The 10,615-nt window shown below is 62.0% G+C and carries 13 protein-coding genes; all 13 read left to right on the top strand.

Going from position 1 to position 10,615, the window contains the following annotated elements; genetic code table 11:
• Positions 1-528: prephenate dehydrogenase/arogenate dehydrogenase family protein (locus F8K16_RS07300; protein WP_294948778.1), on the top strand; the 528-nt coding region annotated here is incomplete at its 5' end.
• A complete protein-coding gene (aroA, locus tag F8K16_RS07295; RefSeq protein WP_294948775.1) occupies positions 525-1,865 on the top strand; it encodes a 3-phosphoshikimate 1-carboxyvinyltransferase in 1,341 nt (446 codons plus the stop codon). The genes F8K16_RS07300 and aroA, both read left to right, overlap by 4 nt.
• Entirely contained in the window at positions 1,862-2,530 is a 669-nt protein-coding gene (gene cmk, locus F8K16_RS07290) for a (d)CMP kinase (protein WP_294948773.1), read from the top strand. The genes aroA and cmk overlap by 4 nt, the downstream gene beginning before the upstream one ends.
• Positions 2,531-2,716: 186 nt before the next feature.
• Positions 2,717-4,372 carry a 30S ribosomal protein S1 gene (rpsA, locus tag F8K16_RS07285; RefSeq protein WP_294948770.1) on the top strand — a complete coding sequence of 552 codons (1,656 nt, stop codon included), beginning with the start codon at positions 2,717-2,719 and terminating at the stop codon, positions 4,370-4,372.
• A gap of 102 nt (positions 4,373-4,474) precedes the next feature.
• A complete protein-coding gene (locus F8K16_RS07280) occupies positions 4,475-4,780 on the top strand; it encodes an integration host factor subunit beta (RefSeq protein ID WP_294948768.1) in 306 nt (101 codons plus the stop codon).
• Between the two features lies 1 nt (position 4,781).
• A complete protein-coding gene (locus F8K16_RS07275; RefSeq protein ID WP_294948766.1) occupies positions 4,782-5,108 on the top strand; it encodes a lipopolysaccharide assembly LapA domain-containing protein in 327 nt (108 codons plus the stop codon).
• On the top strand, positions 5,101-5,811 hold the full coding sequence (gene pyrF, locus F8K16_RS07270; protein ID WP_294948763.1) for an orotidine-5'-phosphate decarboxylase: 711 nt from the start codon (positions 5,101-5,103) through the stop codon (positions 5,809-5,811). The genes F8K16_RS07275 and pyrF overlap by 8 nt, the downstream gene beginning before the upstream one ends.
• 288 nt (positions 5,812-6,099) lie before the next feature.
• Entirely contained in the window at positions 6,100-6,426 is a 327-nt protein-coding gene (gene rpsF / locus F8K16_RS07265) for a 30S ribosomal protein S6 (protein WP_294948761.1), read from the top strand.
• Positions 6,427-6,438: 12 nt separating this feature from the next.
• Complete coding sequence (gene rpsR, locus F8K16_RS07260; RefSeq protein WP_294948758.1) at positions 6,439-6,666, top strand: 30S ribosomal protein S18; 228 nt, start codon at positions 6,439-6,441, stop codon at positions 6,664-6,666.
• A gap of 21 nt (positions 6,667-6,687) precedes the next feature.
• Positions 6,688-7,593 (top strand): DUF2232 domain-containing protein, encoded by a 906-nt coding sequence (locus F8K16_RS07255; RefSeq protein WP_294948756.1) that lies wholly within the window; start codon positions 6,688-6,690, stop codon positions 7,591-7,593.
• Between the two features lie 3 nt (positions 7,594-7,596).
• Positions 7,597-8,055, top strand: coding sequence for a 50S ribosomal protein L9 (gene rplI / locus F8K16_RS07250; RefSeq protein WP_294948754.1), 459 nt, complete (start codon positions 7,597-7,599; stop codon positions 8,053-8,055).
• 102 nt (positions 8,056-8,157) lie between these two features.
• Positions 8,158-9,627 carry a replicative DNA helicase gene (gene dnaB / locus F8K16_RS07245; protein WP_294948752.1) on the top strand — a complete coding sequence of 490 codons (1,470 nt, stop codon included), beginning with the start codon at positions 8,158-8,160 and terminating at the stop codon, positions 9,625-9,627.
• A partial coding sequence (gene alr, locus F8K16_RS07240; protein ID WP_294948749.1) for an alanine racemase occupies positions 9,627-10,615 on the top strand: 989 nt, incomplete at its 3' end. The genes dnaB and alr, both read left to right, overlap by 1 nt.

Raw genomic sequence — 10,615 nt, 5'->3', positions numbered from 1 at the left:
TTCGTGCCCGGACACCCCATTGCCGGCAAGGAGCTCAGCGGTGTGGCGGCCGCCGATGCGGAACTGTATGTGGACCATCGGGTCATCCTCACGCCGGCCGAGTCGTCGGATGCCCGGGCGGTGAAACGGGTGGAGAGCATGTGGCAGGCCGTGGGGGCCTGCGTGGAGCGCATGACGCCGGCCTTCCACGATGAGGTGTTTGCCGCCACCAGCCATCTGCCGCATCTGCTGGCCTATCTGCTGGTGGATCTGCTCAACGACCATCCGGAGCTGGGCAATGTGTTCCGCTACACCGCCGGCGGCTTCCGCGACTTCACCCGCATCGCCTCGTCGGATCCCACCATGTGGCGGGACATTGCTCTGTATAATCACGCCGCCGTCGCCAAGTGGCTGCGCAACTACCGGTCAGAGCTGGACCGCATGATCGAAGCCGTGGAAACGCGCAACGCCGAGGCGCTCTACCAGCTGTTCGACGGTGCGAAAAAAGCCCGGGACCAACATATCGTCAACAGGAAAGAAGGTTCATGAGTCAGGTCAGATTCATCGTTCAACCCGGGGGCAGCCTGCGTGGCCGCGTCCGTGTGCCGGGTGACAAATCCATCTCCCACCGCAGCGTCATGCTGGGGGCCATTGCCGAAGGCACCACCGAGGTGGAGGGGTTTCTGGAGGGGGCCGACAGTCTGGCCACCCTGCAGGCCTTCCGTGACATGGGGGTGCGCATCGAAGGGCCGGATCACGGCCATGTGGTCATTCATGGGGTCGGCCTGCGTGGTCTGAAAGCGCCGGGTAAACCGCTGGACATGGGCAACTCCGGCACGGCCATGCGTCTGATGGCGGGCATTCTGGCCGGACAGGCGTTCGAAGCGACGCTGGTAGGCGATGCCTCCCTCAGCAGGCGTCCCATGAAGCGGGTGACCGACCCGCTCGGTCTGATGGGCGCCCACATCGACACCGCACCCGGTGGCACGCCGCCGCTGCATGTGCATCCGGTGGGTGACCGGCTCAAGGGTATCGACTACACCCTGCCCATGGCAAGCGCCCAGGTCAAGTCCGCCATTCTGCTGGCCGGGCTCTATGCAGAGGGGGAGACCTGTGTCACCGAACCGGCCCCCACACGGGATCACACCGAACGCATGCTGCGCGGGTTCGGCTATGAGGTGCGCAGCGAGAAACTGGACAGCCGGAGAACCCGCATCTGCCTGACCGGTGGTGGTAAGCTCAGGGCGACGCACATTGACGTGCCCTCTGACATTTCCTCCGCTGCATTCTTCATGGTGGGTGCGGCCATCGCCCCGGATTCCGATCTGCTGATCGAACATGTGGGTGTCAACCCGACCCGCACCGGCGTGATCGACATCCTCAGACTGATGGGGGCGGACATTACACTGGAAAACGCGCGGGAAGTGGGTGGAGAGCCGGTGGCGGACATCCGTGTGCGCAGCAGCCGCCTGCATGGCATCGACATTCCACCGGAGCTGGTGCCACTGGCCATTGACGAGTTTCCTGTCTTGTTCGTGGCCGCGGCCGTGGCGGAGGGGACCACCGTGCTCCGTGGGGCCGAGGAGCTGCGGGTCAAGGAGTCGGACCGCATTCAGGTGATGGCCGATGCGCTGCATACGCTGGGTGTGGACGCCGAACCCACACCGGACGGCATGATCATCCGAGGTGGCCATCCCTTCCAGCCACAGCAGGGGGTGATTGACAGTCACCATGATCACCGCATCAGTATGGCGTCGGCCATCGCGGCGCTGCGTGCGCCTTCCCCCGTGGTGATTGACGACTGTGCCAATGTGGCCACGTCCTTCCCCACATTCGTGGAACTGGCCAATGGCGCCGGCATGCAGATTGAGGTTGAACAGTCATGAGCGGTGTGCCTGTCATTACCGTGGACGGTCCCAGCGGGGTGGGCAAGGGAACCCTGAGCCACCGACTGGTGGAGCGGCTGGGGTTCAATTTTCTCGACAGCGGCGCCATCTACCGGGCGCTGGCGTGGGGTGTGCTGCACGCCGGGCACGCTCCGGACGATGAGGCGGCCGTGGTGGCCCTTGCCCGTCACTTGCCGGTGCGCTTTCAGGACGGACGCGTCTGGTTCGAGGACGAGGACATCACTGACGCCATCCGCACCGAACAGGTGGCCGGAGTGGCTTCAAAGGTGGCGGCCATTCCAGCGGTGCGGGAGGCGCTGCTGCAGCGTCAGCGGGATTTCGCCCGGCCGCCGGGGCTGGTGGCGGATGGCCGTGACATGGGCACGGTGGTCTTTCCCGAGGCGCAGGTGAAGCTGTTTCTGGACGCCAGCCCGGAAGTGCGGGCTGAAAGGCGTCATAAGCAGTTGAAAGAAAAGGGGCTGGATGCTAACATTGATGAAATTGTCCGGGAGATTCGCGAGCGGGACGCCCGCGACCGAAACCGGGCGGTGGCGCCGCTTGTGCCGGCCGACGATGCGGTGGTCATTGACACCAGTGATCTGAGCATCGACGAGGTGGTGGAGCGGGCCTGCGAGGTCATCCGCGCTCGCGGTATTGACTGCTGAGCCGGACAGGCCCGCACGATGACTGAAAGCCCGTCGGGGCTTTTTTCGTTTCTCGTTTTTTGCGTTTTGACGTGAAAGATGGGGTGGCCGGATTGGGGCCGGCCGCATGATCAACTGAACCGCAGGTGGCTTCGTCTCCCCAAGCGGAAGTCTCCTGCGGCGGAAAACTGAGTTGGACTGATATCCATGAGTGAATCTTTTGCTGAACTGTTTGAACAATCCCTGCAGGATGAGAAATTCAAGACCGGCACGCTGGTCATCGGCACGGTCGTAGACATCGACAAGGAATATGTCTGGGTGGACGCCGGCATGAAGTCCGAGTCCGCCATTCCGCGCAAGGAATTCGAAGACGAAAACGGCGAGCTGACCGTCAATGTCGGAGACGCCGTCGAGGTATATGTGGACGCGCTGGAAGACGGTTTTGGCGAAACCCGCCTGTCCCGTGAGAAGGCCAAGCGCGCCAAGACCTGGGACCGCCTCGAAGCGGCCATGGAGAACAACGAGACCGTCACCGGTCGTGTCACCGGCAAGGTCAAAGGTGGTCTGACCGTGGACATCGATGGCGTGCGCGCGTTCCTGCCGGGCTCACTGGTGGATATCCGTCCCGTGCGCGACTTCAGCTTCCTGGAAGGCAAGGAAGTAGAACTGAAGATCGTCAAGCTGGACCGCAAGCGCAACAATGTGGTCGTTTCCCGCCGTGCGGTCATCGAGGAAGAATACAGCGCCGACCGCGAAGAGCTGCTCAAGCAGCTGAAGGAAGGCGCGGTGCTGAAGGGCATCGTCAAGAACCTGACCGACTACGGTGCCTTCATCGACCTGGGTGGCATCGACGGCCTGCTGCACATCACCGACATGGCGTGGCGTCGTGTCAATCATCCCTCCGAGCTGCTGAACGTGGGTGATGAAGTCGAGGTGATGGTGCTCAAGTATGACCAGGAACGCAACCGCGTGTCTCTGGGCATGAAGCAGCTGCAGGACGATCCTTGGAAGGATCTGGTGGCTCGCTATCCCATCGGCACCGAAGTCGAGGGCAAGGTGGCCAACATCACCGACTATGGTGCCTTCGTCGAGATCGAGGACGGTATCGAAGGTCTGGTGCACACTTCCGAACTCGACTGGACCAACCGCAACATCCATCCCTCCAAGGTGGTCAAACTGGGTGAAGAGGTCAAGGTCAAGGTGCTGGATGTGGATCAGGACCGCCGCCGCATCAGCCTGTCCCTGAAGCAGACCCAGCCCAACCCGTGGGAAGCCTTCGCCAACAACCACACCAAGGGCGAGCGCATCAAGGGTGTGGTCAAGTCCATCACCGACTTCGGCATTTTCGTCGGTCTGGAAGGGGGCATCGACGGCCTGATCCACATGAGCGACATCAGCTGGAACGAGCCGGGCGCAGAGGCGATCCGCAAGTTCAAGAAAGGCGACGAGGTGGAAGCGGTCATTCTGGCCATCAACCCGGAGCAGGAGCGCATCTCCCTGGGTCTGAAGCAGCTGGAGCAGGATCCTTTCTCCACCTATGTGGCCGAACACGGCAAGGGCAGCATCGTGACTGGCACGGTCAAGTCCGCCGATGACAAGGGCTTCGAGGTGGAACTGGCCGATGAAGTCACAGGCTATCTGCGTCGCAGCGAGCTGGATGACACCGTGGCTGACCTGAAGGAAGGCGACACGGTCGAGGCCATGATCACCAACATTGATCGCAAGAACCGCTCCATCTCCCTGTCTGTCAAGGCCAAGAACAGCAAGGAAGAGAAGGAAGCGATCAAGCAGTACACGGCCAATCAGGAACGTGCTGCGACCACGCTGGGCGATCTGCTCAAGGATCAGCTCAAGAGCGAGTGATCGCTTCTGCGGTTTACCACAAAAGCCCCTTCGGGGGCTTTTTCAAGCCGCCATGCCGTGGCGGTTTGAAAAAGTCCCTCGAAACTTCAGGTTGGCCCATCCATGACCAAGTCAGAACTGATTGAAAGCCTCGGCTTCAAGCTGGAGCAGTTTCCTCACAAGGACATCGAGCAGGCGGTCAACACCCTGCTGGATACCATGATCGATGCGCTCGCACAGGGGCAGCGCATCGAAATCCGCGGCTTCGGCAGCTTCAGCCTGCACGAGCGGGCGCCACGCATGGGGCGCAACCCCAAGACGGGCGAGCCGGTGCCATTGCCGGCGCGCCGCGTGCCTCATTTCAAGCCGGGCAAGGCACTGCGCGAGATGGTCAACGCCTCCCGGGCGGTCACGGAGATCATTCGCTGACATGGGCCGCCTGATTCAGTGGATTCTGCTTGGTCTGTTTGCCGCCGCCGGCGTTGTGATGGGTGTGCTCAACCCGCAGGCGGTGCCGTTCAACTTTCCCGGTGGGCAGGTGCAGTGGCCGTTGTCGGTGCTGCTGGCGCTGGCCTTTGCCGCCGGTATGATCGTGATGCTCTTCTACAGCATGGCGCAATGGCTGGCCTGGCGTCTGGCCCGTCGCAGCCTGCGACGCAAGCTGGACGCCTGTGAGGCCGAGAAACTGGAGCTCAAGCGCCACAAGGTGGAAAAGGCCCTTCCATCCAACACCCTGCCGGACAAACCTCATGGCTGAATGCACTACGCCGCTGATCGTCGCTCTGGATTTTCACACACCGGATATGGCGCTGGATCTGGCCGCCGAGCTGGATCCCCGCCTGTGCCGCGTCAAGGTGGGCAAGGAGCTGTTCACCCGTGGCGGGCCGACCATGGTGGAGAAGCTGGTCGAGCGGAGGTTTGATGTCTTTCTCGACCTCAAGTTCCACGACATTCCCAATACCGTGGCCCAGGCCGTGCGCGCAGCGGCTGATCTGGGGGTGTGGATGGTCAATGTCCATGCGCTTGGGGGGCCTGCCATGCTGGCAGCCGCAAGAGAAGCGGTCGATTCGGCCGACCATCGTCCTCTGCTGATCGCCGTCACCATTCTTACCAGCATGGGTGAGGCGGACCTTCAGGCCGTCGGACTGGCGCCCGATCCGACCGCCAACGTGCTCCGCCTGGCCAGACTTGCGCGGGAGAAGGGGCTGGATGGCGTGGTCTGTTCCGCGCAGGAAGCCCGAATGCTCCGGGCAGAGCTGGGGGAGACGTTCAAGCTGGTCACTCCCGGCATCCGGCCCGCCTGGGCGGAGAAGGGGGACCAGACTCGCATCATGACACCAGCCCAGGCCCGCGCCGTCGGCAGTGACTATCTGGTGGTTGGGCGTCCCGTGACACGGGCCCATGACCCGCTGCAGGCGCTGGAAGCCATTCTGGCAGAGCTGGACGAAGGAGCCGCCTGAACTCTCTTTTCCTTCAGGTGTGTCGTCGCAGTCATCTCCCTGCCAACGTCACTGCCGGCTCGGCCCATGAACAGAGGCTTCAAAAAGGTCGTTTTCTCTCTTTGAAGCGGCTATTTCATTGTTTTTCCGCCTGTTTCGCGTATAATTTTCCGGTTTTTCAGGGTGCGGATTTTTCGCAGCCTGCAAAAATGGGGGAGACCCCATTGCCTTGCCTTACCCGCAGCCGGTTGCGACTGGGTGTCGGGAAGGCTCATTTGATGACCGTCAATGATCCATAAGGAGTAAACCATGCGTCATTACGAAATCGTGCTGATGGTGCATCCCGACCAGAGCGAGCAGGTGCCCGCCATGGTCGAGCGTTATCGCACCCTCATTGAAGAGAATGGTGGCAAGATCCACCGACTGGAAGACTGGGGCCGTCGTCAGCTGGCCTATCTGATCGACAAGGTGCACAAGGCGCACTATGTGCTGATGAACATCGAGTGCGACAACGACACCCTGTCCGAGCTGCAGAACCTGTTCTACTACAACGACGCGATTCTGCGCGACATGATCATCCGCCGCGATGAGGCGATCACCACGCCGTCTCCGCTGAACAACGCGAAAGAGGCCTAAGGAGTACTGACGATGGCTAGAAGTTTTGGACGCAAGAAATACTGCAAATTCTGCGCGAACGACGTCAAGGAAATCGACTACAAGGATCTGGACACCATCAAGTCCTACCTGACTGAAACCTACAAGATCGTGCCCAGCCGCATCACCGGCACCTGCGCCAAGCATCAGCGCATGCTGACCCGGGCCATCAAGCGGGCGCGCATTCTTGCCCTGATTCCGTTTACGGATCAGCACAAGTAATTCGGCGGGGAACGCATCGGCATGCTCTTTCTTGCCCGCTATTTCATGGAGGGGCCGAAGCAGGCCTATCTGGCCGCAGCAGCGCTGGCGGTGCTGACGCTGCTGTTCTCGCCGGTGGGATTCCTGCTCGGCGCCGGCATCGGGCTGGTCACCCTCCAGGTGGGCATCAGACAGGGGACGCAGGTCATGGCGGCAGGGGGTGCGACCCTGCTGGTGCTGAGTCAGCTGGTGCTTGGTACCCCATGGACGGGTCTGGTCGGCCTGCTGGAGTTTGCACTGCCCGCCTGGCTGTTTGCCGCCGTACTGCGGCAGACCGGCAGCCTGGCCAGTACCATTCTGATGGTGGTCTGGCTGGTGGGCGTGGCCGTCATCGGCTTCCATCTGGCCGTGGGAGACACCGTGGCCTGGTGGCAGGATGTGCTCAAGCGCGTGTTTCAGCCTGCCATGGAGCAGGCACAGGTGTCGCTGGATGCGGCCACCTGGAAGCAGCTGGCCGAGCTGGCCACCACCATGCTGGCCATGTCCATGACCATCCTGTGGATCGGCATGGTGCTGTTCGCCCGCTGGTGGCAGGCGGCGCTCTATGACGAAGGCCGTTTTCGTCAGGAGTTCCATAACCTGACGCTGCCACGCCAGTTCATCTGGCTGACCGGTCTGGTGGCTTTGGCGGGCCTGATCATCGGTCCCGGCCAGCATGGGCTGATCTCGGAACTGTTCGGCGTGCTGTCCGCAGGGCTGATGTTTCAGGGGCTGGCCGTCATCCATGCGCTTGTGGACCGACGTCAGATGAGCAGCAACTGGCTGTTCGCCACCTATGTGCTGCTGATGCTGTTCCCGCAAGTGATTCTGCTGCTGGCGCTGCTGGCCCTGATCGATCTGTGGCTGGATCTGCGTCAACGCTATGCAATGCCTAACAATGAGGATTAGATCATGAAAGTCATTCTGTTGGAAAAAGTGCAGAACCTGGGCAATCTGGGTGACGTCGTTTCCGTCAAGCCGGGTTATGCCCGCAACTTCCTGATTCCCCAGGGCAAGGCCAAGCCGGCCACCAGGGAGAACATGGAAGAGTTCGAGGCACGCCGTGCCGAACTGGAGCGTCTTGCCGCCGAGCAGCTGGCCAACGCTCAGGCCGAGTACGAAAAGCTGCACGGTCAGGTGTTCGTCATCAAGGCCACTGCCGGTGATGAAGGCAAGCTGTTCGGCTCCGTCGGCACCCACGACATCGCCGAGAAGCTGAACGAAGCAGGTTATGGCGTCGAGCGCAAGCAGGTGCGCATGCCCGAAGGCGCCATCCGTCAGGTGGGCACCTACGAGATCGACGTGGCGCTGCATCCTGATGTGATTGCCACCATCACGGTGGATGTACAGCCTGAAGAAACCGCGGAATAAGTTCCGCCTGTCGGCTGATGTAAGACGGCCCGCCCAGTGCGGGCCGTTTTTTTATCCGGTCAGGCTGCCGTCCAGCCGGGTCCCCTTGGTAGAATAGCCAGCATGTCAGAACCGCTCTCACTCCCCAGTCGCGCCGACCGCGAAGCTGAACGGATGAAGGTGCCGCCCCATTCGCTTGAGGCGGAGCAATCCGTTCTGGGCGGCATGATGATCGACAGCGCTCACTTCGAGGAGGTCAGCGCGCTGATCAATGCCGACGACTTCTATATCGCCGCCCACCGGGTGCTGTTCGAGGCCATCGCCCATCTGCACCAGCATGAGCGGCCCTATGATGCCATCAGCGTGGTGGACTACTTGCAGTCCAGCCAGAAGCTGGAGGAGATCGGCGGCAAGCGTTTCATCGTCGAGCTGGTCAAGGCCACTCCGGGCAGCGCCAATGTGCTGCACTACGCCCGCATCGTGCGGGAAAAGGCCATTCAGCGCCAGCTGATCGCTGCCTGCAACGAAATCATCGAGCAGGCCTATTTCCCCGGCGAGCTGAGCATGCGCGACCTGCTGGACATGGCTGAGACCCGTATTCTGGCCATCGCGGAACATGGCAGTGATCGGGAGCGGGAGTACATGGCCATCAGCGATCTGCTCACCGAGGCGGTCAACCATATCGAAAAGCTGTTTCAGTCCGACAGCCCCATCACCGGCATCGCCACCCATTATCCGGATCTGGACGAGATGACCGCCGGTCTGCAGCCGGGGGATCTGATCATCGTGGCCGGGCGGCCCTCCATGGGCAAGACCACCTTCTCCATCAACATCGCCGAAAACATCGCCACGCTCGGCAGACAGCCGGTCGCCATCTTCAGTCTGGAAATGCCGGGGGAGCAGCTGGTCATGCGCATGCTCAGCTCCATCGGCCGCATTCCTTCCCAGCGCATCCGCACCGGCAAGCTGGAAGGGGAGGACTGGAGCAATCTCAGCCGGGCGGTGGCCGTGTTGAGCGAGGCCAACATCTTTATCGACGACACGCCCGCACTGTCGGTCAACGAGCTGCGAGCCCGTGCGCGACGTATCGACAAGGAAGTGCGGGATGCCCAGAAGAAGGCGGCACAGGAAAAGGGCGTGCCCGAAGCGGAACTGGATGCCCATATCACAGGCCTGCAATTGATCGTCATCGATTACCTGCAGCTGATGCGCGGCTCGGCCAACGCGGAAAACCGCGTCAACGAGATTTCCGAGATCTCCCGCGGCCTCAAGGCGCTTGCGAAGGAACTGAACATTCCGGTCATCGCCCTTTCCCAGCTCAACCGGTCGCTGGAGCAGCGCCCGGACAAGCGCCCGCGCATGTCCGACCTGCGGGAGTCCGGCGCCATCGAGCAGGATGCCGACCTGATCATGTTCATCTACCGGGATGAGGTCTACAACCCGGACACGGACCGCAAGGGTGTGGCTGAAATCATCATCGGCAAGCACCGCAATGGCCCCATCGGCACCGTACTGATGACCTTCATCGGCGAATACACCCGTTTTGAGAGCTATGTACCGGTGGAGGCGGTGGAAGGGAGCGACAGCTACTGATGCGCCCCGCCCGTGTCACGCTGTCGGCCGCCGCCCTGCGCCACAACCTGACCCTGCTGCGCCAGCTTGCCCCGCAAACACGCATCTGGGCAGTGATCAAGGCCAACGCCTATGGTCATGGACTGGCATTCGCTGCACGGACACTGGCCGGCAGCGCCGATGGTTTTGCAGTGGCCACGCTGGAGGAGGCCGAGCAGCTGCGAAGGCTCGGCATCAACAGCCCGATACTGCTGCTGGAAGGCCTCTATGAGCCTGCAGAAGTGACCGCCGCCCAGCAGTTGAACCTTTCGCTGGTGGTGCACACCGAGCAACAGATACGGTGGCTGGCGGAAGCCGCCCCACATCATCCATGGCAGCTGTGGATCAAGCTGGATACCGGCATGCACCGGCTCGGATTCGACTGGCGGGAGGCGGCGCGGGTGTCAGAACATGTGCACCGGCTGCTGCCGGGCGCCCAATGCCATGTCATGAGCCACCTGGCCTGTGCGGATGAAGCAGAAGACAGCTTCACGGTGGTGCAGACAGAGCGATTCATGAAGGCGTCACAAGTCTTTGATGGGCAGAGAAGTCTCGCCAATTCCGCCGCACTGATCCGTTATCCGGACACCCATCTGGACTGGGCGCGCCCCGGCATTGCCCTCTATGGGGCCACGCCACTGCTGAACGAGTTGAAGCCGGTCATGCGTTTTGAAAGCGCGCTGCTGTCACTGCGCTGGCTTGATGCGGGAGAAAGCGTCGGATACGGCCTGCGCTGGACGGCTTCCCGTCGCAGTCTCATTGGTGTGGTGGCGGCCGGCTACGGTGACGGATACCCTCGCCACGCACCAGATGGTACGCCCCTGTGGGTGGACGGTGCCCGTGTGCCACTGGCGGGGCGGGTTTCCATGGACATGCTCACCGTGGATCTGACCGATCACCCTCGGCGCGATGGGCTGAGGCCGGGCGCCAGAGTGGAACTGTGGGGAGAGCGGGTGTCGGTGACGGAGGT

It is taken from the genome of Sulfurivirga sp. (assembly GCF_015490265.1).
GTDB lineage: Bacteria > Pseudomonadota > Gammaproteobacteria > Thiomicrospirales > Thiomicrospiraceae > Sulfurivirga.
Note: the sequence above shows the minus strand (reverse complement) of the source record. Positions and strands in the feature narration are given on the sequence as shown.

Coding starts and splice junctions, on each gene's coding strand:
- rplI (WP_294948754.1), top strand. CDS start 7,597: ATGAAAGTCATTCTGTTGGAAAAAGTGCAGAACCTGGGCAATCTGGGT.
- pyrF (WP_294948763.1), top strand. CDS start 5,101: ATGGCTGAATGCACTACGCCGCTGATCGTCGCTCTGGATTTTCACACA.
- dnaB (WP_294948752.1), top strand. CDS start 8,158: ATGTCAGAACCGCTCTCACTCCCCAGTCGCGCCGACCGCGAAGCTGAA.
- F8K16_RS07255 (WP_294948756.1), top strand. CDS start 6,688: ATGCTCTTTCTTGCCCGCTATTTCATGGAGGGGCCGAAGCAGGCCTAT.
- F8K16_RS07280 (WP_294948768.1), top strand. CDS start 4,475: ATGACCAAGTCAGAACTGATTGAAAGCCTCGGCTTCAAGCTGGAGCAG.
- cmk (WP_294948773.1), top strand. CDS start 1,862: ATGAGCGGTGTGCCTGTCATTACCGTGGACGGTCCCAGCGGGGTGGGC.
- rpsR (WP_294948758.1), top strand. CDS start 6,439: ATGGCTAGAAGTTTTGGACGCAAGAAATACTGCAAATTCTGCGCGAAC.
- rpsF (WP_294948761.1), top strand. CDS start 6,100: ATGCGTCATTACGAAATCGTGCTGATGGTGCATCCCGACCAGAGCGAG.
- rpsA (WP_294948770.1), top strand. CDS start 2,717: ATGAGTGAATCTTTTGCTGAACTGTTTGAACAATCCCTGCAGGATGAG.
- aroA (WP_294948775.1), top strand. CDS start 525: ATGAGTCAGGTCAGATTCATCGTTCAACCCGGGGGCAGCCTGCGTGGC.
- F8K16_RS07275 (WP_294948766.1), top strand. CDS start 4,782: ATGGGCCGCCTGATTCAGTGGATTCTGCTTGGTCTGTTTGCCGCCGCC.